Annotated in this window: 25 protein-coding genes; 3 read left to right on the top strand and 22 right to left on the bottom strand. The window is 68.7% G+C overall.

Going from position 1 to position 22,042, the window contains the following annotated elements:
- Positions 1 to 65: 65 nt before the first annotated feature.
- The 15 genes from nuoK to GUY59_RS00250 form a co-directional block, all read right to left on the bottom strand.
- A complete protein-coding gene (nuoK, locus tag GUY59_RS00320) occupies positions 66 to 362 on the bottom strand; it encodes an NADH-quinone oxidoreductase subunit NuoK (RefSeq protein WP_132329277.1) in 297 nt (98 codons plus the stop codon).
- Positions 359 to 1,153 carry an NADH-quinone oxidoreductase subunit J gene (locus tag GUY59_RS00315; protein ID WP_138198665.1) on the bottom strand — a complete coding sequence of 265 codons (795 nt, stop codon included), beginning with the start codon at positions 1,151 to 1,153 and terminating at the stop codon, positions 359 to 361. The genes nuoK and GUY59_RS00315 overlap by 4 nt, the downstream gene beginning before the upstream one ends.
- Positions 1,146 to 1,661, bottom strand: coding sequence for an NADH-quinone oxidoreductase subunit NuoI (gene nuoI, locus GUY59_RS00310; RefSeq protein ID WP_132329283.1), 516 nt, complete (start codon positions 1,659 to 1,661; stop codon positions 1,146 to 1,148). The genes GUY59_RS00315 and nuoI overlap by 8 nt, the downstream gene beginning before the upstream one ends.
- Entirely contained in the window at positions 1,648 to 2,949 is a 1,302-nt protein-coding gene (gene nuoH, locus GUY59_RS00305) for an NADH-quinone oxidoreductase subunit NuoH (protein WP_132329286.1), read from the bottom strand. Before nuoH ends, nuoI begins: the two co-directional genes overlap by 14 nt.
- Positions 2,946 to 5,333, bottom strand: coding sequence for an NADH-quinone oxidoreductase subunit G (locus GUY59_RS00300; RefSeq protein ID WP_138198666.1), 2,388 nt, complete (start codon positions 5,331 to 5,333; stop codon positions 2,946 to 2,948). Before GUY59_RS00300 ends, nuoH begins: the two co-directional genes overlap by 4 nt.
- Complete coding sequence (nuoF, locus tag GUY59_RS00295; RefSeq protein WP_138198667.1) at positions 5,330 to 6,619, bottom strand: NADH-quinone oxidoreductase subunit NuoF; 1,290 nt, start codon at positions 6,617 to 6,619, stop codon at positions 5,330 to 5,332. Before nuoF ends, GUY59_RS00300 begins: the two co-directional genes overlap by 4 nt.
- The gene (nuoE, locus tag GUY59_RS00290; protein WP_138198668.1) at positions 6,616 to 7,272 is read right to left on the bottom strand and encodes an NADH-quinone oxidoreductase subunit NuoE; all 657 of its coding nucleotides are present in this window, start codon (positions 7,270 to 7,272) and stop codon (positions 6,616 to 6,618) included. Before nuoE ends, nuoF begins: the two co-directional genes overlap by 4 nt.
- On the bottom strand, positions 7,269 to 8,594 hold the full coding sequence (locus tag GUY59_RS00285) for an NADH-quinone oxidoreductase subunit D (RefSeq protein WP_138198669.1): 1,326 nt from the start codon (positions 8,592 to 8,594) through the stop codon (positions 7,269 to 7,271). The genes nuoE and GUY59_RS00285 overlap by 4 nt, the downstream gene beginning before the upstream one ends.
- 43 nt (positions 8,595 to 8,637) lie before the next feature.
- The gene (locus GUY59_RS00280) at positions 8,638 to 9,342 is read right to left on the bottom strand and encodes an NADH-quinone oxidoreductase subunit C (protein ID WP_138198670.1); all 705 of its coding nucleotides are present in this window, start codon (positions 9,340 to 9,342) and stop codon (positions 8,638 to 8,640) included.
- On the bottom strand, positions 9,339 to 9,890 hold the full coding sequence (locus tag GUY59_RS00275; RefSeq protein WP_132329303.1) for a NuoB/complex I 20 kDa subunit family protein: 552 nt from the start codon (positions 9,888 to 9,890) through the stop codon (positions 9,339 to 9,341). The genes GUY59_RS00280 and GUY59_RS00275 overlap by 4 nt, the downstream gene beginning before the upstream one ends.
- Positions 9,891 to 9,892: 2 nt before the next feature.
- Entirely contained in the window at positions 9,893 to 10,288 is a 396-nt protein-coding gene (locus GUY59_RS00270; RefSeq protein WP_132329306.1) for an NADH-quinone oxidoreductase subunit A, read from the bottom strand.
- 64 nt (positions 10,289 to 10,352) lie between these two features.
- Positions 10,353 to 11,621, bottom strand: a complete 1,269-nt coding sequence (locus tag GUY59_RS00265) for a geranylgeranyl reductase family protein (protein ID WP_138198710.1) — start codon at positions 11,619 to 11,621, stop codon at positions 10,353 to 10,355.
- Between the two features lie 242 nt (positions 11,622 to 11,863).
- Complete coding sequence (locus GUY59_RS00260; RefSeq protein WP_138198671.1) at positions 11,864 to 12,067, bottom strand: DUF397 domain-containing protein; 204 nt, start codon at positions 12,065 to 12,067, stop codon at positions 11,864 to 11,866.
- A 114-nt stretch (positions 12,068 to 12,181) separates the two neighbouring features.
- Positions 12,182 to 13,054 (bottom strand): helix-turn-helix domain-containing protein, encoded by an 873-nt coding sequence (locus GUY59_RS00255; protein WP_161714308.1) that lies wholly within the window; start codon positions 13,052 to 13,054, stop codon positions 12,182 to 12,184.
- Positions 13,055 to 13,430: 376 nt separating this feature from the next.
- Positions 13,431 to 14,147 carry a demethylmenaquinone methyltransferase gene (locus tag GUY59_RS00250; RefSeq protein WP_138198673.1) on the bottom strand — a complete coding sequence of 239 codons (717 nt, stop codon included), beginning with the start codon at positions 14,145 to 14,147 and terminating at the stop codon, positions 13,431 to 13,433.
- 77 nt (positions 14,148 to 14,224) lie between these two features.
- On the opposite strand from GUY59_RS00250, the gene GUY59_RS00245 reads away from it, so the two are divergent.
- Positions 14,225 to 15,430 carry a hypothetical protein gene (locus GUY59_RS00245; RefSeq protein ID WP_171055266.1) on the top strand — a complete coding sequence of 402 codons (1,206 nt, stop codon included), beginning with the start codon at positions 14,225 to 14,227 and terminating at the stop codon, positions 15,428 to 15,430.
- Here the strand turns inward: GUY59_RS00245 and GUY59_RS49730 are convergent.
- Complete coding sequence (locus GUY59_RS49730; protein ID WP_132329315.1) at positions 15,427 to 15,645, bottom strand: DUF4229 domain-containing protein; 219 nt, start codon at positions 15,643 to 15,645, stop codon at positions 15,427 to 15,429. The genes GUY59_RS00245 and GUY59_RS49730 overlap by 4 nt on opposite strands.
- A 256-nt stretch (positions 15,646 to 15,901) precedes the next feature.
- Between GUY59_RS49730 and GUY59_RS00235 the strand changes: the two genes are divergently transcribed.
- Entirely contained in the window at positions 15,902 to 16,123 is a 222-nt protein-coding gene (locus GUY59_RS00235; RefSeq protein ID WP_026214226.1) for a BldC family transcriptional regulator, read from the top strand.
- Between the two features lie 146 nt (positions 16,124 to 16,269).
- On the opposite strand, the gene GUY59_RS00230 is transcribed toward GUY59_RS00235, so the two are convergent.
- Both GUY59_RS00230 and GUY59_RS48165 read right to left on the bottom strand, forming a co-directional pair.
- Positions 16,270 to 16,512: a hypothetical protein gene (locus tag GUY59_RS00230; RefSeq protein ID WP_132329319.1), complete on the bottom strand. Its 243-nt coding sequence runs from the start codon at positions 16,510 to 16,512 to the stop codon at positions 16,270 to 16,272.
- A gap of 10 nt (positions 16,513 to 16,522) precedes the next feature.
- Positions 16,523 to 17,680, bottom strand: a complete 1,158-nt coding sequence (locus GUY59_RS48165; protein WP_236666681.1) for a hypothetical protein — start codon at positions 17,678 to 17,680, stop codon at positions 16,523 to 16,525.
- Positions 17,681 to 17,814: 134 nt separating this feature from the next.
- Between GUY59_RS48165 and GUY59_RS00220 the strand changes: the two genes are divergently transcribed.
- A complete protein-coding gene (locus tag GUY59_RS00220; RefSeq protein ID WP_138198675.1) occupies positions 17,815 to 18,108 on the top strand; it encodes a PLDc N-terminal domain-containing protein in 294 nt (97 codons plus the stop codon).
- Here GUY59_RS00220 and ccsA read toward each other — a convergent pair.
- The 4 genes from ccsA to GUY59_RS00200 are packed head-to-tail and all read right to left on the bottom strand — an operon-like array spanning position 18,105 to position 21,993.
- Positions 18,105 to 19,163: a cytochrome c biogenesis protein CcsA gene (gene ccsA, locus GUY59_RS00215; RefSeq protein WP_138198676.1), complete on the bottom strand. Its 1,059-nt coding sequence runs from the start codon at positions 19,161 to 19,163 to the stop codon at positions 18,105 to 18,107. The genes GUY59_RS00220 and ccsA overlap by 4 nt on opposite strands.
- A complete protein-coding gene (gene resB, locus GUY59_RS00210) occupies positions 19,153 to 20,712 on the bottom strand; it encodes a cytochrome c biogenesis protein ResB (protein WP_138198677.1) in 1,560 nt (519 codons plus the stop codon). Before resB ends, ccsA begins: the two co-directional genes overlap by 11 nt.
- On the bottom strand, positions 20,712 to 21,434 hold the full coding sequence (locus GUY59_RS00205; protein ID WP_138198678.1) for a cytochrome c biogenesis CcdA family protein: 723 nt from the start codon (positions 21,432 to 21,434) through the stop codon (positions 20,712 to 20,714). The genes resB and GUY59_RS00205 overlap by 1 nt, the downstream gene beginning before the upstream one ends.
- Positions 21,427 to 21,993, bottom strand: a complete 567-nt coding sequence (locus tag GUY59_RS00200; RefSeq protein WP_252374794.1) for a TlpA family protein disulfide reductase — start codon at positions 21,991 to 21,993, stop codon at positions 21,427 to 21,429. The genes GUY59_RS00205 and GUY59_RS00200 overlap by 8 nt, the downstream gene beginning before the upstream one ends.
- Positions 21,994 to 22,042 lie beyond the last annotated feature (49 nt).

Here is a 22,042-nt window from a genome sequence, read left to right as displayed (position 1 = left end):
ACAGTCCGATCACGCCGCCGGTGTGCTGGGCGATCTCAGCGATATGAGATTCCACCAGTCACCTCTTAGTACTTCAGCAGGTTGGCGTCGTCGACGGACGCGGACCTGCGGGTTCGGAAGATCGTCACGATGATGGCCAGGCCGACGACGACCTCGGCCGCGGCCACCACCATCACGAAGAACGCGATGATCTGGCCTTCCAGGTTGCCGACCTGCCTGGAGAAGGTGACGAAGGCGAGGTTGCAGGCGTTGAGCATGAGCTCCACGCACATGAACACCACGATCGCGTTGCGCCGGATGAGCACGCCCATCGCGCCGATGGCGAACAACAACCCCGAAAGGATCAGGTAGTGCGTGGTCACTTGGTCACCCCGTTGCTCTCTTCGGCGTCGCTGTCCGCGCCGTCGTCGTCGGCCCGGTGCCTGATGGCCGCGGCGAGCTTGGGGTCCTCGGGCACGCGGCCGTGCTCGACGTCGTAGCGCGCGATGTAGCGGTTGACCGAGGACTCCGCGACCGACCCGTCCGGCAGCAGCGCCGGCATGTCGATGGCGTTGTTCCTGGCGTACGTGCCGGGACCGGGCAGCGGCGACGGGTGGTCGCCGAGGAACCGGGCACGGGACAGGTCCTTCTGCGTGGGCCTGTCGGTGAGTCGTTCGCGGTGCGCCAGCACCATCGCGCCGAGCGCGGCGGTGATCAGCAGCGCCGAGGTGATCTCGAACGCGAAGACGTACTTCGTGAACAGCAGCAGCGCGATGGAGCGGATGTAGCCGCCCTGCGCGGTGGCCTGCGCGAGCCCCGCCTCGTCGGCGAAGACCGCGTTGCCGATGGCGAGCGCGATCAGCGACACGAAGCCGAGCGCCGCGATGACGGCCCAGAACCGCTGGCCCTTGAGCGTCTCGACGAAGGAGTCCGACGAGTCCACGCCGACGAGCATGAGCACGAACAGGAACAGCATCATGATCGCGCCGGTGTAGACGATGATCTGCACCACGGCCAGGAAGGGCGCGTCCTGCACGGCGTACAGGACGGCCAGGCTGAGCATCACGGTGCCGAGCATCAGCGCGGAGTACACGGCCTTCCTGTTGAAGACCATGCCGAGCGCGGCGCCGACGGAGACGACGGCGAGCACCCAGAAAGTGATGGTCTCACCCATTGGTCCGTCCCAGGCGGTAGTAGTCCTCTTCGGTCTCGCCGAGCCGCATCGGGTGCGGAGGCTGCTCCATGCCCTGGGTCAGCGGCGCGAGCAGCATCTCCTTGGTGTAGATGAGGCTCTCGCGGTCGCTGTCGGCGAGCTCGTACTCGTTCGTCATGGTGAGCGCGCGGGTCGGGCAGGCCTCGATGCACAGCCCGCACAGGATGCACCGCAGATAGTTGATCTGGTACGTGCGCCCGTAACGCTCGCCCGGCGAGTAGCGCTCCTCCTCGGTGTTGTCCGCGCCCTCGACGTAGATCGCGTCGGCCGGGCACGCCCAGGCGCACAACTCGCACCCGACGCACTTCTCCAGCCCGTCAGGCCAGCGGTTGAGCTGGTGACGCCCGTGGAAGCGCGGGGCCGTGGGCCTCTTCTCCTCCGGGTAGTTCGTCGTGACGGGCTTTTTGAACATCGTATGGAAGGTGACCCCGAAGCCCTTGACGGGGTTCAGCCAGTCAGTTAGTCCCACTGGGAATCTCCTTGTGCTGCACCCCGTGGTAGTGCGGCAGATCAAGCGGCGGCACCGGGAAGCCGCCCGCCACCGGCTCCTTGGACAGTTCCTCGAACTCGGCCTCCACCTGCGCCTTCCTGGCCTCCTTGCGCCGCTGGTTGACGGTGTCGAACCGCATCCAGATGGCCAGCGCCCCGACCACGATCACCGCGCCCAGGCCGATGCCGATCATCCTGTCGCCCTCGTTGATCACGACGTTGCGCACCGCCGCCACCAGCAGGATCCACGCCAGGTTGACCGGGATCAGCACCTTCCAGCCCAACGCCATCAGCTGGTCGTAACGCACCCGAGGCAACGAGGCGCGCACCCACACGATGAAGCAGAAGGTCAGCACGAACTTGATGAAGAACCAGAGCACCGGCAGCCAGCCGACGTTCGCGCCGTCCCACAACGAGATCGGCCACGGCGCCCGCCAGCCGCCCAGGAACAACGTCACCGCGATGGCCGAGGCGGTGAACGTGTGCAGGTATTCGCCCATCATGATCAGGGCGAACTTCAGCGACGAGGAATATTCGGTCTGGAACCCGCCGACCAGCTCGCCCTCACCCTCGGGCAGGTCGAACGGGATGCGCGCCGCCTCGCCGAACATGCACACCACGTAGATCAGGAACGACGGGATGAGCAGCACGGCGAACCATGTGTCCCCCTGCGCCTTGACGATCTCGGAGGTGGACAGCGTGCCCGCGAACAGGAAGATCGCCACGAACGACAACCCCATCGCGATCTCGTACGAAACCACCTGGGCCGCCGACCGCAGCCCGCCCAGCAGCGCGTACGGCGAGCGCGACGACCACCCTGCCAGCACCACGCCGTAGACCGAGACCGCGCCCATGGCCAGCATGAACAGCACCGCCACCGGCAGGTCGACCAGCTGCAGCGGCGTCTGCACGCCGAACAGGTTGACCATCGGCGCGAACGGCACGATCGAGAAGGCCAGGAACGCCGGCACCACCATGATGACCGGCGCCAGCAGGTAGAGGACCTTGTCCACGGTCCGCGGGAAGATGTCCTCCTTCAGACCCATCTTCAGGCCGTCGGCCACGGACTGCAGCAGACCGAACTTGCCGGCCCGGTTGGGGCCGTAGCGGTGCTGCATCCGCGAGATCAGCTTGCGCTCGAACCAGACGCCGAACAGGATGCCCAGCATCAGGAAGAGGAAGAGCATCACGGCCTTGATGATGGTGATCCACAGCGGGTCCTTGCCGAAGTCGGCAAGGGTGGGATCGGCCGCGAGAAGGTGCATCATGAGGCGCTCCCGATCGTGACGATGTCGCCGGCCACCGCGCGCAGGTCACGTGTGACCGAGCAGCCGCCGGAGTTGGCCGGCACCCAGACCACGCGGTCCGGCAGGTCGGCGACGCGCACCGGCAGCGTGACGGTGTCGGCCTCCGGGCCGCCGATGACGAGCTTGTCGCCGTCGACGACGCCGATCTCGGCGGCGGTGACCGCGGAGACCAGCGCCTCGGCCTCGCGGGCGGTGCCCGCCAGGTAGGGCTCGCCGTCCTGCAGCCTGCCGTCGTCGAGCAGCAGGTGCCAGGTGGCCAGCAGGGCCTCGCCGGCGGCCGGGGCGACCTGGGCGCGGGTGGCGGTGTGCGGGGCGGTGACGCGGCTGCCGCGCCAGGCGCCCATGCCCGACAGCTCCCGCCGCACGGCCTTGGCGTCGGGCAGGCCGAGGTGCACGTCCATCCGGTCGGCCAGGTTGCCGATCACCGCGATGTCGGACTGCAGGCCGGGCACCTTGAGCGGCGCCTCGAACGAGCGGCCCCTGCCCTCCCAGTTGACGAACGTGCCGCCCTTCTCCTGGACGGCGGCGACGGGCAGCACCACGTCGGCGCGGTCGGTGACGGCGCTCGCGCGGATCTCCAGGCTGACGATGAACGGCGTACGCTCGAGCGCGTCGAGCGCAGCCGCCGGGTCGGCCAGGTCGTAGGGGTCGACGCCGCCGACGACCAGCGCGTCCAGTTCGCCGTCGCGGGCGGCGGCGAGGATGCCGGCGGTGTCGCGGCCCGGCGTGGCGGGCACCGAGGCCACGTTCCACGCCCTGGCCACCTCGGCCCTCGCGGTCTCGTCGTCGACCGGGCGGCCGATCGGCAGCAGGTTGGGCAGCGCGCCGGCCTCGACCGCGCCGCGCTCACCGGCCCTGCGCGGCACCCAGGCCAGCCGGGCGTCGGAGACGTTGGCGAGCCTGATCAGGGCGGAGAACGCGCCCGGCACGGTGGCCAGGCGCTCGCCAGCTAGCACGATCGTGCCCGCGGCCAGCGTGCCGAGCAGGTCCCCGACGGCGTCGGCCTCGGCGCCCGGAGCGGTGCGGATGAGCGTGCCGCCCATCTTGGCCAGGCCGGGCGTCGCGAACGGCGCGATGGCGGTGACCTTGAGCCCCTTCTTCATCCACGCCTTGCGCAGGCGCAGGAAGACGATCGGCGACTCCTCCTCGGGCTCGAACCCGACGAGCAGCACGTGCGGGGCGCTCTCGAGGTCGGCGTAGCTGATGTCGATGCCCTTGCCGGCCACCGCGTGCGCCAGGAACTGCGCCTCCTCGGCGGAGTGCGGCCTGGCGCGGAAGTCGACGTCGTTGCTGTTCAGGGCGATCCTGGCGAACTTGGCGTAGGCGTAGGCGTCCTCGACCGTGGCCCGGCCGCCGACGAGCACGCCGGCCTTGCCTCGGGCCTTCGCCAGGCCCTCCGCGGCCACCGACAGCGCCTCAGGCCACGAGGCGGGCACGAGGACGCCCTCCTCGTTGCGGACCAGCGGCGTCTTCAGCCGGTCGGGCTGCTGCGCGTACGCGAACGCCCAGCGGCCCTTGTCGCAGTTCCACTCCTCGTTCACCTGCGGGTCGTCGCCCGCCAGGCGGCGGGTGACCCGGCCGCGCCGGTGATCGGTGCGCATGCTGCAGCCGGAGGCGCAGTGCTCGCACGCGCTCGGCGTGGACACCAGGTCGAACGGGCGGGCCCTGAACCGGTAGGCGGCACCGGTCAGCGCGCCCACCGGGCAGATCTGCACCGTGTTGCCGGAGAAGTAGGAGTTGAACGGCTTGCCGTCGGCCGTACGCACCTGCTCCTTGGCGCCGCGCTCGAAGAACTCGATGAGCGGGTCACCGGCGATCTGGTCGGAGAAGCGGATGCAGCGCGCGCACTGCACGCAGCGCTCGCGGTCGAGCAGCACCTGCGTCGACAGCGGCAGCGGCTTGGGGAAGGTACGCTTCTGCTCCTGGAACCGGGACTCGCCGCGGCCGTTGGACATGGCCTGGTTCTGCAGCGGACACTCGCCGCCCTTGTCACAGACCGGGCAGTCGAGCGGGTGGTTCAGCAGCAGGAACTCCATGGCCGCGCGCTGCGCCTTCTCGGCGACCGGCGAGGTGAGCTGCGTCTGCACCACCATGCCCTCGGCGACCTCGATCGCGCACGACGGCTGCGGCTTGGGAAAACCGCGGCCGTTGCCCGCGTCGGGGATGTCGACCAGGCACTGCCGGCAGTTGGCCGCCGGGTCGAGCAGCGGATGGTCGCAGAACCGCGGGATCTGGATGCCCAGCAGCTCGGCGGCCCTGATGATCAGAGTGCCCTTGGGGACACTGACCTGGAACCCGTCGATGGTCAGGGTCACCAGGTTCGTTTCGGTCTCTACGACGGTCACTGCTCACCCCAGAGAGTGGACTTCTTCGGGTCGAACGGGCAGCCGCCGATCTCGAAGTGCTTGAGGTACTCATCGCGGAAGTACTTCACCGAGGAGTGGATCGGGCTGGTGGCGCCGTCGCCCAGCGCGCAGAACGACCGGCCCAGGATGTTGTCCGCGATGTCGGTGATCGTGGCCAGGTCGTCCTCGGTGCCCTGCCCCGCCTCCAGGCGCTTGAGCACCTGCTTGAGCCAGTAGGTGCCCTCGCGGCACGGCGTGCACTTGCCGCACGACTCGTGGGCGTAGAACTCCGTCCAGCGCAGCACCGTACGGACCACGCAGGTGGTCTCGTCGAAGATCTGCAGGGCGCGGGTGCCGAGCATCGAGCCCTTGGCACCGACCGCCTCGAAGTCGAGCGGCACGTCGAGGTGCTCGTCGGTGAAGATCGGCGTGGAGGAGCCGCCCGGGGTCCAGAACTTGATCCGGTGCCCGGCGCGGATGCCGCCCGCCATGCTGAGGAGCTCGCGCAGCGTGATGCCGAGCGGCGCTTCGTACTGGCCGGGCCGGGTGACGTGGCCGCTCAGCGAGAAGATGCCGAAGCCCTTGGACTTCTCGGTGCCCATCCCGGCGAACCAGTCGGCGCCGTTGCCGATGATCGAGGGAACACTGGCGATGGACTCCACGTTGTTCACCACAGTGGGCGAGGCGTACAGGCCCGCCACGGCCGGGAACGGAGGCTTGAGCCGCGGTTGACCTCTGTAGCCTTCGAGCGAGTCGAGCAGCGCCGTCTCCTCGCCGCAGATGTAGGCGCCCGCGCCGCTGTGCACGACCAGCTCCAGGTCATAGCCGGAGCCGAGAATGTCGGCGCCGAGATAGCCCTTCTCGTACGCCTCCCGCACGGCCGCCTGCACCCGCCTGATCACGTGCAGCACCTCGCCGCGCACATAGATGAAGGCGTGGTTGGCCCGGATCGCGTACGACGTGATGATGACGCCCTCGATCAGCGCGTGCGGGTTGGCCATCATCAGCGGGATGTCCTTGCAGGTGCCCGGCTCCGACTCGTCGGCGTTGACGACGAGATAGTGCGGCTTGCCGTCGCCCTGCGGGATGAACCCCCACTTCATGCCGGTCGGGAAGCCGGCGCCGCCGCGGCCGCGCAGCCCGGAGTCCTTGACGGCCTGGATGACGGCGTCGGGCTCCATGCCCAGCGCCTTCTTGGCCGCCTCATACTCGCCGTAGCCGTCGAGGGTGAAGGAGTCGGGCCTGTCCCACTTCGCTGTGAGGACCGGGGTGAGAGTGACGCTCATGCCTCAGGGGCCTTCCATCCGTTGGCCTTGGCGACCTTCAGTCCCTCCAGTGAGGGTCCCGCGGCCGAGGGGCCGTCGCCGGCCAGGCCGTCGGGCAGGCCCGCGAGCACGCGCGAGGCCTCCCTGAAGGTGCACAGCCTCTTCGGGCCGCGGGTCGGGCGCACGTCCTTGCCGTCGCGCAGGTCGTCGACGAGCTGCTTGGCCGACTCGGGCGTCTGGTTGTCGAAGAACTCCCAGTTGACCATCATGACGGGGGCGAAGTCGCAGGCCGCGTTGCACTCCAGGCGCTCCAGCGAGACCCTGCCGTCGGGGGTCGCCTCGTCGTGGCCGACGCCGACGTGCTCCGACAGCTCCTCCCAGATCTGGTCGCCGCCCATGACCGCGCACAGCGCGTTGATGCAGACCCCGACGTGATAGTCGCCGACCGGCCTGCGCTTGTACATGGTGTAGAAGGTGGCGACGCCGGTGACCTCGGCCTTGCTGATGCCGAGCATCTCGGCACAGAACTCCTGCCCGTGGTCGGAGACGTAGCCGTCCTCCGACTGCACGAGGTGGAGCAGCGGCAGCAGCGCCGACCGGGTCTTCGGGTAGCGCCCGATGATCTCCTTGGCGTCCCGTTCGAGACGCTCCCGGACATCCGGTGCATAAGTCACCGGTCCACACCTCCCATGACGGGGTCGATAGATGCCACCGCGGCGATCACGTCGGCGACCTGGCCGCCCTCGGCCATCGCGGGGAAACTCTGCAGGTTGCAGAAGGACGGCTCGCGGAAGTGCACGCGGTAGGGGCGGGTGCCGCCGTCGCTGACCACGTGCGCGCCGAGCTCGCCCTTGGGCGACTCGATGCTCACGTACGCCTGCCCCGCCGGCACCCTGAAGCCCTCGGTCACCAGCTTGAAGTGGTGGATGAGGGCCTCCATCGAGGAGCCCATGATGTGGGCGATGTGGTCGGGCGAGTTGCCGAACCCGTCGGGGCCGAGCGCGAGCTGCGCGGGCCAGCCGATCTTCTTGTCCTCGATCATCACCGGGTCGCCCTTGAGCGGCCCCGCGATGCGGTCGAGCGCCTGCTCGACGATCTTGAGGGACTCTTCCATCTCGCTCATCCTGACGAGGTAGCGCGAGTAGACGTCGCAACCCCGCTCGGTGGGGACGTCGAACTCGTACGTCTCGTAGCCGCAGTAGGGCTGCGACTTGCGCAGGTCCCACGGCAGGCCCGCGGCGCGCAGGATCGGGCCGGTGATGCCCAGCGCCATGCAGCCGGTCAGGTCGAGGTAGGCGACGTCCTGGGTGCGGCGCAGGTAGACCGGGTTCTCGTCGAGGAGCTTGCGGATGTCCTTGATCCGCTTGGGCATCTCCTTGAGGAACTCGCCGACCTTGTCGACAGCGCCCGCCGGCAGGTCGACGCTCACGCCGCCCGGCCTGATGTAGGCGTGGTTCATGCGCAGGCCGGTGATGTACTCGAACAGGTCCATGACCATCTCGCGGTCACGGTAGCCGAACAGGAACGGCGTGGTCGCGCCCAGCTCCATCCCGAACGTGCCCATGGCCACCAGGTGCGAGGAGATGCGGTTGAGCTCCATCATCATCACGCGGATGGCCTGCGCCCGGTCAGGGATGCGGTCCTCGACGCCGAGCAGCCTCTCCACGCCCATGCTGTAGGCGGTCTCGTTGAAGATCGGCGAGAGGTAGTCCATGCGGGTCACGAACGTGGTGCCCTGCGTCCACGTCCGGTATTCCATGTTCTTCTCGATGCCGGTGTGCAGGTAGCCGATGACGCCGCGCGCCTCGGTGACCGTCTCACCGTCGAGGGTCAGCACCAGTCGCAGCACGCCGTGCGTGGACGGGTGCTGCGGGCCCATGTTGACGACCAGGCGCTCGTCCTGCGACTCGCGCACGCCGGACACGACCTGGTCCCAGTCGGCTCCGGTGACCGAGTAGACCTTGCCCTCGGTCGCCTCGTCATAAGCCGTGCTCACGAGTGTTCCTCCCACCGGTCGTCGCTCAGCTCGACACGCTCGCTCACGCGTACGACCTCCTCTGATCGGGCGAGGGGATGGTGGCGCCCCGGTATTCGACCGGGATGCCGCCCAGCGGGTAGTCCTTGCGCTGGGGGTGGCCGTCCCAGTCGTCCGGCATCATGATCCGGGTCAGGCCCGGATGACCGTCGAAGACGATCCCGAAGAAGTCGTACGCCTCCCGCTCATGCCAGTCATGACCAGGGTAGATGCCCACCGTGGATGGAACGTGCGGGTCATCGTCGGGGCAGGCGGCCTCGACGCGCACGCGCCTGTTGTAGGTGATCGAGCACAGGTGGATGACCGCGTGCAGCTCCTCACCCTTCAGGTGCGGGTAGTGCACGCCGGACACGCCGAGCGACAGCTCGAACCGCAGCGCCGGGTCGTCGCGCAGCTTCCGGCACACCTCGACCAGGCGCTCGCGCTTGACGTGCAGGGTGAGCTCGCCGCGGTCGACGACGACCCGATCGATCGCGTCGTCGAGCGCGAGCGCGTCGACGATCTCGTCGAAGTAGCCGCCGTACGGGCGGGGCGTCGAGATCTGGGGCTGCCGGCGTACGACGAGGCCGCCGTAACCGGAGGTGTCGCCGGAGTCCTCGGCCCCGAACATGCCGTGCCTGGCGACAGGCGCCTCGGGCACCGCGGGAACCGGCGCCTCGGGCGTCTGCCCGCTGTCCGGGCTTCCAGGGAGGTTGTCGGGCGAGGTCACTTCGATGCCCCCTGGTCGATCAGCGGCAGCGTACGCAGCGCCCGCAGTTCGAGCTCGTCGATCTGCTTGGCGCGGTGCGCGCCGAACTTCGTGTTCTGGATCTTGTCGTGCAGCTTCACGATCGAGTCGATCAGCATCTCGGGCCGCGGCGGGCAGCCGGGCAGGTAGATGTCGACCGGCACGATGTGGTCGACGCCCTGCACGATGGCGTAGTTGTTGAACATGCCGCCGCTGGAGGCGCACACCCCCATGGAGATGACCCACTTCGGCTCGGCCATCTGGTCGTAGATCTGGCGCAGCACGGGCGCCATCTTCTGCGACACCCGCCCGGCGACGATCATGAGATCGGCCTGGCGGGGAGACGCCGAAGCGCGCTCCATGCCGAAGCGCGCCAGGTCGTAGTGGGGGCCACCGGTGGCCATCAGTTCGATGGCGCAACAGGCGAGGCCGAACGTGGCCGGCCACACGGAGTTCTTGCGCGCCCATCCGGCGGCCGCCTCGACGGTGCTGAGGATGAACCCGCTGGGGAGTTTCTCTTCAAGTCCCATTTTCAGTCCCAGTCCAGACCCTTGCGGCGCCACACGTACGCGTAGGCGACGAGCACGGTGACGATGAACAGCAGCATCTCCACCAGGGCGAACAGCCCCAGCCCCGGAGAGATCGTCTGGCCCGCGTCGTTCAGCTGAGGCGCGAACGAGACCGCCCACGGATAGAGGAAGATGATCTCGATGTCGAACACGATGAACAGCATCGCGGTGACCATGTACTTGAGCGGGAACCGTCCGCCACCGACCGGCTGGGGCGTCGGCTCGATGCCGCATTCGTAGGCGTCGAGCTTCGCGCGGTTCCAGCGCTTAGGGCCGGTGAAGGGAGCGATGGCGACCGAGAAGATCGCGAAGCCCCCCGCGAGAACGGCGAGCACCAGGATGGGCACGTAAAGGTCCATCGCTACGCCTCCTCTGGAGTCGCCGCGCGCGCGGGCGCGCAGCCGGATCTGTCAGTTCTGAGATTCATGCTGGTGGCGCGACCTTCGAGAGTGCGTTTATGATCTTGTCCGACGCATCGCCTCGCCGGTCGGTGAGATTACCAAGGAGTTTGAGCGCGAAGCGCATCAGCCTCGGGTGAGGAAGCCCGTGCCTGGTGCCGAAGCGCATCACGCCCGGCTTCCCGATCGCCTCGACGAACCATCTGCCGAGAGTGAAGTAACCACCGTATGCGTCTTTCAGCACGCGGGGATAAGTCCGCAGGGTCCGCTCGCGCTGCGCGGGAGTGGTGCCCCTGAGTGCCTTTGCGATGATCTCCGCGGCGATCTCGCCGGTCTCCATGGCGTACGCGATGCCCTCGCCGTTGAACGGGTTGATCGAGCCGCCGGAGTCGCCCACGAGCACCAGGCCGCGCGTGTAGTGCGGCTGCCTGTTGAAGGCCATCGGGAGCGCGGCGCCGCGGATGGGCGCCGTCATGTTCTCCTCGGTGAAGCCCCAGTCGGCCGGCATCGACCGGCACCAGCGCCTGAGCAGGTCGCGGTAGTCGATGTTCTTGAACTGCGCGCTGGTGTTGAGCAGGCCGAGCCCCACGTTGGCGGTGCCGTCGCCGACGCCGAACACCCAGCCGTAGCCGGGCAGCAGCGTGTCGCCGTCCCACAGCTCCAGCCACGTCTCCAGATAGTCGTCGTCGTGGCGGGGGCTTTCGAAGTAGGTGCGCACGGCCACACCCATCGGGCGGTCCTCACGCTTGTGCAGCCCCATCCCGAGGGCGAGGCGGGTGCTGTTGCCGTCGGCCGCCACGACCACGCGGGCGCGGAACGTACGGCCGTCCTTGGTGGTGACCCCGACGATGTGGCCGCTGCGGTCGTCGAGCACGGGACCGGTGACGGTGACGCCCTCCATGAGGCGCGCGCCCATCTTCACCGCCGTGGCCGCGACGATCTGGTCGAAGTCCTGCCGGGTGCGTACGAGCCCGAAGTCGGGGAAGCGCTCCAGCTGGGGCCAGTCCAGCTCGAACCGCAGGCCGCCGCCCACGACCCGCAGGCCCTTGTTCCTGACCCAGCCGGGGGCGTCGATGTCGACCCCCATGTTCAGCAGTTGCTTGACCGCCCGCGGCGTCAGGCCGTCGCCGCAGACCTTCTCCCGGGGGAACCTGGTCTTCTCCAGGACCAGCACGTCGAGGCCGGCCTGAGCGAGGTAGAAGGCGGCGGCGGAGCCGGCTGGACCGGCACCGACGACGATGACATCAGCGTCAGCTGTGCCCCCGGTCGCGTCAGCGCCACTTCGTCGGCCCAGCTCTTGAAGTAGGAGCTCCTGCGCTTGAGGTCGGGCTGCTGGCACGGTCACTGGACTGTCCTGTCCTACACGCTCGAAGGCCTTGGGGTGTGGCGCCTTCGTTCCTTTGTGAACCCCTTCACAAACTTGTCGGCCCGAAGTCTACTGCTTTTCGTGCACAAAGTGGCAGTCGGGGGGCACTTCACGGACACGACAAGGCCCTTCGTCCTGACGAAGGGCCTTTACCTGCGTGCCGGCTACCGTCAAACGTCGAACTCGTCGTTCCGGACCCCCCTGACGAAGGCCCGCCACTCACCGGGAGTGAAGGCCAGAGCCGGGCCGGAGGGGTCCTTGGAGTCGCGGATCAGGATCTCCCCGCCGGTGCTCCTGGCGAACTCGACACACTCGCCTGCCGCTCCGCTGAAGGAGCTCTTGCGCCAGCCATCCGACAGGACACGATCGTTCATCGGACGGCGTCCTCCAGCCTCAACGGTCACTCTGGCAACAATAATGAGCACGGTGCGCGGACACAGCCGAAACGAGTCCGCGCAGCGAACCATTGCGGTCACAAAACGATCACTTTAGAGACCGGCGAGCGAGGCGATGAAGGCCCGCGACCCCTCCTCGCTCAGCGCCTGGCTCAGGAGCCCGTCGAACACCAGAGAGTACTGAAGGACCGTCTCCTCGTCTTCCGACAGTGTGAAAACGGGATGGTTCTCGAAGTAGACGGCCTCGCGGGAGATGTCTCCCAGCACCGGCATCGCGGGAAAACTCAGGAGGATGAAGTTCGCGATGTCGGTCGGATGCGACTGCTCCAGCGGGAGCACTCGAATGCTGACGTTGGGCATATCGCTCATCTTCATGAGATGGCTCATCTGGTCACTCATCAGCTTGGCGTCCGCGCTGCCGAAGCGTCGACGCAGAACCGCCTCGTCGAGCACGACGGAGTAGTCGAGCGGCGGGTCCTTCAGCAGCACCCGTTGCCGGCGCAGCCTCGCACGGGTCCTGCGCTCGATCTTGCCGGGCGGCGCCATCTCGACTATGCGGGCCAGAGAGCCCATCTGCTCGGCGTAGTCACGTGTCTGCAGGAGCCCGGGGAGGCTGAAGGAACCCCAGGCCCTGACTCTGCTCGCACCGTCCTCCAGTCCGAACAGTTCCACGACGGCGTCGGCGAACACGTCGGCGTAAGCGTCCCACCACCCCTTGTTCTCGCCTTGGGCGAGTTCCAGCAGCAGACCGCTGAGCTCGTCGTCGACTCCGTAGTGCTTGAGGAGCCGCGCCACGTCCTTGGCCGAAGGGGCCACCTGTCCCGTTTCGAGGCGGGAGATCTTGGAGGTCGACCAGCGTAAGGACCGCGCGACCTGCACGCCGTGGAGCCCCGCCTCCTCGCGAAGTCGCCGCAGCTCGGCAGCGAGCTTCCGGCGGCGGAGTGTCGGATTGATTTCTCCGACCACTCGGGCTCCTCCCAAGGAATTCACTGATTATGCCCGTTTCAACTACCGGGCAATCCTCGCCGGGAAGGTCTGCTTTCGTCCCGAGAAGAGTCCCTGCCATCATCCCCGCGGGAATTGCACGGGAACGCCCTCCGGCACACCTTGGAGTAGCCCGCCACGACGGAATGCGGGGGGAGAAGGGAGGGGCAAATCCGGGGTATTGCGGGTGCGCGAATGGGCGGATGGTCGGGACCCATCCGCCCCGTAGCCGCGCAGCACCGACCCTGACCTGGAGCCGACAATCGGAGCCGCTGGGATGTCAGACAGTAACGCGATAGCGCGAAGGAGGCGACCGTCTACCGGCACCACCGCCGGGCCCGGCTGATCACCATCGAGCTCAGGCGGGCTTGAATCCCCGGTGCATGGCGACGATCCCCATCGTGAGGTCGCGCCAGGCCACCCGTTCCCAGCCGGCGTACTGGATCATCCGCGCCAGCGTCGGCTGGTCGGGCCATTCGCGGATCGACTCCGCCAGATATTCGTAGGAGTCGTCGTTGGACCCGAACACCTTGGCCACCTTGGGCAGCAGCTTCATCAGATATTCGCGGTAGACCACGTCGAACGGCGCGAACGTGACGTGCGAGAACTCCAAAATCACCAGGCGCCCGCCAGGTTTCGTCACCCGCAGCATCTCCTCAAGCGCCCGCGTGGTGTCGTGCACATTGCGCAGCGCCACCGAGATCGTCACCGCGTCGAAAGATTCGTCGGCGAACGGCAGGCGCGTCGCGTCACCCGCGACGAACGGCACCCCCTGCCCCGTCAGCGCGTTGCCACCATGGCGGCGTACGCCCGTGCGGAGCATGCCGAGGGAGAAGTCGGAGGCGATCGCCCGCGCGCCCAGCGAGGTGAACGCGTCGGTGGAGGTGCCCGTGCCGGCTCCCAGGTCAAGAACGATCTCCCCGGGCCCCGCGTCGACCGCGGCCGCCACCGCCTTGCGCCAGAGCCTGACCTGCCCGAGGGAGATCACGTCGTTGACCAGATCGTAACGCCGGGCGGTGCGATCGAACATCGCGGCGACCTCGTCCGGCTGTTTGTCCAACTGAGCGCGCGTCATGCCCACACCATATGGCTATCGGGACAATCAACGGAAAGTATCCACTCCATTACGCAACGTCTGCTAGGAATTGGCAAATGCTTGCCCGTCTCGCCCTTGCGGCGATCATCGCCTCGGCCCCCACCGCGCATCCCCGCGTCGTGCTGGCCGACCCGATCGACAGCACCCCTCACGTGCTCGACGGCATCGTCAACGCCATCGCCGTCGTGGGCCGTACCGTCGTGGTCGGCGGCGCCTTCAGCGAGGTCGCCGACGCCGCCCGCACCACCACCTATCCGCGCTCCAACCTGTTCGCCTACGACCTGGCCACCGGCCGCGTCCTTGAGGACTTCGCGCCCGTCGTCCCGGGCGCGGTCCACGGCCTGGCCGCGGGCGAGCGCGGCACCGTCTACGTCGGCGGCCAGTTCCACGGCGTCAACAACGAGCCGGCCAGGGCCCTGGCGCGGCTCCGTCTCTCCGACGGTGCGCTGGTGCCGGGCTTCGCGCCGCGCATCGGCGGCGGCACGGTGACCACGCTGGCCCGCCAGGGCTCCCAGCTGTACGTCGGCGGCGACTTCGTCAGCCCGCGCACCGCGCTGGCCAGGCTCGACGCGGTCACCGGCGCGGCCGACCCCGGCTTCGCCGTCACGCCGGGCAAGCCGCTGACCAGGCGGGTGAAGGTCTACGCGCTGGCCCTCTCCCGCGACAGGCTCGCCGTCGACGGCACGTTCACCACGCTCGACGGCGCATCCAGGCCGCAGCTCGGGCTGATCGACGTCAGCGGGCGCGCGGCGAAGGTGGCGCCGTGGCGGACCGACGTGTACGCGCGCACGTGCATGGCCGCGTTCCCGTCGTACGTGCGCGGTCTCGACTTCGCGCCCGACGGCCGCTATTTCGCGGTGGTCACCACGGGCGGCCCGCGGGCCGGCATGTGCGACACGACCGCGAGATTCGAGACCTACGCCAAGGGCTCGCGCATCAAGCCGACCTGGGTGAACAGCACAGGAGGCGATTCGCTCTACGCGGTCTCGGTGACGGGGGCGGCGGTCTATGTGGGCGGCCACCAGCGCTGGCTCGACAATCCGCGGGGCCACGACTCCGCCGGCCCAGGAGCGGTGTCACGGCCAGGCATCGGCGCCATTCATCCGCGCACAGGAAAGGCGCTCAGTTGGAATCCCACGCGCGAGCGCGGGATCGGCGTGAAGGCGTTTTACGCGCACCCCACCGGACTACTTGTCGGTAGCGACACCACGAGACTCGGACGGGAGTACCATGCCCGGATTGGCATGTTCCCCCTGCCCTAGTCGTCCTGCGGCTTCGGCCGGTCGACCCTGTCGCTGATGCGTGCGCTCATGGCGTCACGCTGCCTGGACAGCAGGACGTAGCTCGCTATGCCGCTGATCAAGAATGAGCAGATGATCAGCACCAGCGGGTTACTCAGCCCGAGCAGCCACAGCACACCCAGGGTCACCAGAAACAGGCCGATCCGCGACGCGGTGTAAACGAGAACGGGACGCACGGGTTCGAGGTTACTCGGACCTGTGGCGCGGTCGCTCTTCGCATCAGACGCGAGCGCTGCTACTGTCCCAGTCAGGGAGTTTCGTAAAGAAACACCCACGAGAGCCCCAAAGAGGCTCTATCATATAACAATCGGGCAGTCAGCTGATAACAACCCGTGATCTTTGTAGAAAACCACGGATAAATCAGGCTTCGCTCGACACACTGGTTACCTGTCCGCCCGCTGGCAGGAAGCGGGATGCGAGGGGGAGAGATTGGTGGAGAGTAGCAGCGAGCGTCTGCTGACCCCAGGAGAGGTTGCCGCCCTCTTCCGGGTAGACCCAAAGACGGTTACGCGCTGGGCTGCGGCAGGCCGCATCAGCAGTATCCGCACCCCCGGAGGGCACCGGCGCTTCCGCGAGTCGGAAGTCCACGCCCTTCTCCGAGGCGAGGACGTTCTCACGGCCGACAGGCCTGCAGGTGAGTCCCCGCGCGTCTGACATTCCGTCCAGTCGGTGATCCTGTCCGCCAGGATCACCGCGGGCGGGATCACACTGTTGCGTGCTTCCCGGCCACACTTCCGTACGGTGAGCACGGGGCGGCGCCATCCGCCGACCGTGGCTGGCGCCTGTCCGTCCGTTCCCCCTCAGGCGCCTTCCTGCTCCGCCTTGAAGGCCAGGAACTCCCGCTCCAGGTCGTCGTTCTCCTCTTCCCAGCGCCGGCGGCGCTCGGCCGCCTCCTCCTCCGTCAGCGCCTCGGGCAGGAACGTCTCATAATCGGGGTCACCGGGTTGGAGCTCCACGTACGCGTTTCCGATCAGCCGACCGTCCTCGCTGGTCAGGCTCTGCGGTACGCGTAGCGTCCCGTCCGCGAGCCGGATGACGTACATGGTGGACCACCTATATTCCGTAGCGCCGGTTGAAGAACAACATGACGTCGAGCGCCATCCGCGTGTCGCCCCCCAGCATGTCCACCAGGGCAGGACGCTGGCGGGAGGCGATCGCGGCGAAGGCGTCGGCGAAGAACTCCTTGCGTCCCAGCCCGCCTCCCTGGCGGTGGAACATCGAGGCCAGCACCGGCATGGCCGTCTCGTAGAGCTCCACGAACTCGGGCGAGTCCGAGACCCACTCGCCGTGCGCCGAGTCGACGTCGTCGATCGCGTGGCCGACCTCGTGCATCATCACGTCAGGAGTGGGCGAAGGGCGGTCGCCCACCACGATCTTGCGGTCTCCGTACGCCCCGGCGCAGATGTCCCAGGTCGCGCGGCCTGACGGCAGGGGGGCACCGCGTAAGTAGCCCATGTCGTCGAGGTCGGGCACGCCTCCCCCGCCGACGTAGACGCCTTCGAGCCCGGCCGCGAGCTTGTCCTTCAGCCCGTCGGGCAGCCGGGCCAGGCTCTCCACCGCGTGCACGACCTCGGGGGACGGCGGCCCCCTCCTGACGTCCCACTGACGGTGCAGGATCCGCTCCAGGCTGCCGCAGTGGCGTAAACCGTCGCCCATCGAGGGCTGGTCGGGCCGGTTCGGCTGCGCTCTGGGCGGCTCGTCGTTGAGCTCGAAGTCGTACCAGGTGTAGGCGGGGCGCTCGGCCACGGCGGCGGGCAGGCGTGCGCGGCGCTCGCGCACCGCGAAGGCGTCCCACGTCACCTGGCGCTCCCGGCGGCCCGGCGGCGTCCCTGCCTCACCAGTCGGCCAGGTCGAGCGCTCCGGCCGCTCCGCGCCCGGCCAGGTCGAGCGCTCCGGCCGCTCGGACCCCGGCCATGGCCTGCTGTCCGGTTGGTCGGCCCCCGGCCACGTCCGGCGTTCCGGCTGCTCGGCGCCCGGCCAGGACGGGCGCTCCTGGCGCCCGCCGAGCTTGCCGCCGCCCGCCGGGCGGCGGCGGTCCGTGACCTCACGTGCTTTGGCCGCCGCACGGGCCTCCCTGCGCCTCTCACGGGCGTTGCGCCAGAACGAGCGCTCGGAGTCGGGAGGCGCCTCGCCGCGCCGGGAGAAGAGATAGGAGCCGCGCCGCCACCAACGACCGCGTCGATGCCGGCCCTTGTCCTGAGAAAAGGCCATCGCACCTCTCAACGCCATGAAGCCCATGCAGACCGGCACATCGAGTTCCACCGTACGACGTCGATCTTCCCCTAGTCACCCGAAATGGGACATCAAGCGGCACGATCACGCTGAGGATGGCTTACAGTTCGGGCATGGCAGGTGTTCTAATCGGCCTGGGGCTGCTCGCCTTCTGGCTCTTCTCCCTCTTCGACGTGGTCACCACGCCGGAAGACGAAGTTAGGAACGTACCAAAAGCGCTCTGGATCCTGATTGTCGTGCTGATCCCGCTGCTCGGCGGGGCGGTGTGGATGGCCCGGGGCCGTCCGCGGGCCCCGCGCGCGGCATGGCCCGTCCCCCCGGGCCCCGGCACGCCGAAGGGACCGGACGACGACCCCGACTTCCTCCGCGACCTCGACCGCCGCATGCGCGGCGATGACGTCAGTTAATCCACGTCGGCGTAGCTGTGCAGGCCGTCGAAGAAGATGTTGACCCCGATCAGGTTGAACAGGAGGCAACCGAAAGCCACCAACTGCACGATCGTCGCCGACCTCCCCCGCCAACCGGCCGTCACCCTGGCATGCAGGTAGGCGGCGTAGGCGACCCATGTGATGAACGCCCACACCTCCTTGGGGTCCCAGCCCCAGTAGCGGCCCCAGGCCCGGTCCGCCCAGAGGGCGCCCGCGATGACGGCGAACGTCCACACAGGAAACGCGAACACGATCGCCCGGTGCGCCACCCGCTCCAGGTCGGCGCGGGCCGGCAGACGCGAGAGCCCGTCGCCGCGCAGCAGGTAGAGCACGCCTGACACGCCCGCGATGGTGAACAGGCCGCTGGCGACGATCGCGGCGGAGACGTGGATGGCGATCCAGTACGAGTCGAGCGCCGGCACGACCGGCCCCGCGGTGGTGTAGAACGCCTTTACCGCGAGGCCAAGGCCGAGCGCCACGGTGACCATGACGAAGGAACCCAGGAAACGTACGTTCGCGCGCAACTGGGTGACCAGGAACGCGGTCACGGCGGCGAAGCAGATCGCCACCACGAACTCGTACATGTTGCCCCAGGGCCACCGGTCGGCGGCCAGGCCGCGCGTGGCGATGGCGCCGAGGTTGGCGGCCCAGCCGAGCCAGGCGAGCGCGAGGGCGGCCGTTCCCGCCCTGGCCACGGCCCTGGACGGCGGCGCGCCGCCGTCACCCTGGGAGGCCGCGACGCCACCGGCGGCCACGGCGCCGTCGTCGTCGGACGTCGCGGCGCCGCCCGCGTCCACGTGGTCTGCCGGGAGCCCCGTGGCCGCGTCACGGCCCTGCTCCCCGTCTCCGGCCGCCGCGCCGACCGTGACCGGCTTCCTCGCGCCGAGCGGGCCGTCCGCGGACCGTTCGGCCACGCCGGGACGGGCCCGGCCGAAGGCGAGCTCGATCGCGAATCCGATCATGGCGACGAGATAGAGCAGGACGGCGGCGACGACGAAAAGGTCGCTCAGCTCTGCGAGTTGCTCAGCGGACATCCTTTTCTCCTGCTGATAGAACCTTGACGATGTCGGTGAACTCCTCGGCGAAAGCCGCCGCGGAGCCTTCGGTGCGGGTCAGGCCGCCCACTTCGACCTTGCCGGCGTCGATCCGTACGAACACCCTGCGCCGCCTGATCATCAGCGACAGCGCGATGGCGACGACGGCGGTGCCGCCGGCCACCAGCGCGGGCACGCGGCCCGGGTCGTAGGCCGTCTGGAGCGTGATCCACTCCTTGACCCCGGTGAACTCGAGCTTGCCCACCCCGCCCGGCAGGTCGACCGACTGGCCCACGGCCAGCGGCTTCGGCGTGTCGGAGGCCATGAGCAGCGGGTTGAGCTTCTTCATCACCTCGGGCGGCGCCAGCTCGTAGACCGACTGCGGCCGGCCTGAGCGCACGCCCAGGTCGCCGGAGAACGCCCCGAGCACCTGCACCTCGGGGTTGAGCTCGCCGGGGAAGGCGGAGGCGTGGCTGCCGTCGGTCAGCGGCACGCTGGTGGGCAGGAACCGCAGCAGGAAGCCCAGCTGCTCCGGCTGCGCGTCGGGCGCTTTGACCACGCATCCGGACGTCATCGTGTTCTTGTCCTCGATCAGGCACGGCACGGGCCCTTCGAAGGCCACCTGGCCTTTGCCGTCGGTCACCCTGAAGACGGGGGCGTAGCCGTTGCCGATCAGGTAACTCTGGGTGCCGTCGACGTCGAGAGGTTCGTTGACCTTGAGTTCGTAGTCGCGGGCCGGCACCTCGGGCGAGTCGTTGACCTTCAGGTGGGCCGAGTAGTCGAGCACCTGGCCCTTCCTGTCGCCCGTGACCTGGTAGGAGACCTTGAGGTCGGCCAGCTGGAAGGAGAACGGCTCCAGCGACTCCGCCGACACCTGGCTGCCGGGCATGAACCGGTCGTAGGCGGCCACCGTGTTGGCGAACCCGTCGCCCTCGACGACGAGGACGTTGCCCCGGTAGCCGAAGAGCGAGCCGGCGCCGATCGCGACCAGGATGCCCAGCAGGGCGACGTGGAAGAACAGGTTGCCCGTCTCCCGCAGGTAACCTTTCTCCGCCGACATCCAGCCGTCGCCGGTGGCGACGCGGAAGCGCATCCTGCGCAGCCGCCGTGCGGCCTGCTCGACCGTGAGCTCGCCGTCGAACGTGGCCGAGTGGGGAAGCCTGGCGGGCCGCTTCGGCGCGACGGGCGGCTTGCGTCGCAGCTCGCGCAGGTAGGTCGCGGTGCGCGGGACGATGCAGCCGACCAGCGAGGCGAACAGCAGCAGATAGACGGCGGCGAACCAGGCCGAGCCGAACACCTCGAAGAGCTGGAACCTGTCGTACCACTCGGCCAGGGTCGGGTTCTGCTCGTAGAGGGCGGCCACCTTGTCGGGCTCGACGCCGCGCTGCGGCACCACCGAGCCGGGCACGCTGCCGAGCGCCAGCAGGAACAGCAGGATCAACGCCGTCCGCATCGAGGTGAGGGTGCGCCACCCCCAGCGCAGCCAGCCGACCGGGCCGAGCCCCGCGGGCCTGGGCGAACGCGGCTTCTCCAGCTCCTGGACGCTCATCAGATCGCCGGCTCGAAGGCGCCGATCAGGCCCTGCATGGCGGCGATCAGCTCTCCCCACAGCCCGGTCACGAGCAGCACGCCGACGGCCACCATCATGCCGCCGCCGAACCTGGTGATCAGGCGCGAGTGCCTGCGGATGGCCCGGAACGTACGCAGCGCCTTGCTGTAGGCGAGCGCCGCCCCCACGAACGGCAGCCCGAGCCCGAGCGCGTACGCGAACGCGAGCAGAGCCCCGCGTCCCGCGCTGCCCTCGTTGAGTCCGAGGGCCAGCACGACGGCCAGCGTGGGCCCGATGCACGGGGTCCACCCGAGCCCGAACACCACACCGAGCAGCGGCGCGCCCGCCAGCCCCGCGGACGGCAGCCGGTGGATGCGCACGTCGCGCATCAGGGCGGGCACGACGCCGAGGAACGCCAGCCCGAGCAGGATGGTGAGCACGCCGAGCACCCGCGTGATGATCTCGGCGTTGCCGAACATGACTTCTCGGAGCCCGCCGAACAGCGCCCCGCTGAGCACGAAGACCAGCCCGAAGCCGGCCACGAACAGGACCGTGCCGAACACCAGGCGCCACCGTCTGGGGTCGGCGCTCATGCCGGTCACGTACGACAGGTAGCCGGGCACCAGCGGCAGCACGCATGGCGACAGGAAGGACACCACCCCGGCGAGCACCGCGATCGGCACCGCGAGCAGCAGCGAGCCCGAGGCTACGACGTCACTCATCGCGCACCTTGGTGACCGCGTCGAGCAGGTCGGTGTATTTCACCGCGCCCAGCGCCCTGGCCGCGATCCTGCCCTGCTCGTCGATGATCAGCGTGGACGGGATGGCGGCCGGCGGGACCGTGCCCTGGAAGGCCAGCGCGACCTTTCCCGGCTGGTCGAAGATGTGGGGATAGCCGGTCTTCTCGGTGCGCTCGAACGCCAGCGCGTCGGCCTGGCGGTCCTTGAAGTCGACGCCGAGGAACTCGACGCCGCTGTCCTTGGTCTTGGCGGCGACCTCCTTGAGCACGGGCGCCTCCGCCCGGCACGGGCCGCACCACGAGGCCCAGAAGTTGAGCACCACGACCTTGCCCTTGTGCGCGGCGAGCGACGCGGTGCCCCCGTCGAGCGTGGGGCCCTCGATCGCGGGCGCCGGCTTGCGTTCGCCCGCCTCGAACACCTGCATCTTCCCGTCACCCGCGACGAAACGGGTGTCACCCGCCTGCGGCTGGCCGCTCTGGTTGCCCGCGCAGCCGGCGACCATCGCAGCCAGGAGAACGAGAGAGATGGACTTGGTGCGCACGGAGGATGATCTCCTTGTACTACAACCGGTAGAGCTTGCAACTCTACCG

The sequence above is a fragment of the Nonomuraea sp. K271 genome, from assembly GCF_009908215.1.
GTDB lineage: Bacteria > Actinomycetota > Actinomycetes > Streptosporangiales > Streptosporangiaceae > Nonomuraea > Nonomuraea longispora.
The sequence above is the reverse complement of the archived record's forward strand: the minus strand, read 5'-3'. Positions and strand labels throughout refer to the sequence as shown.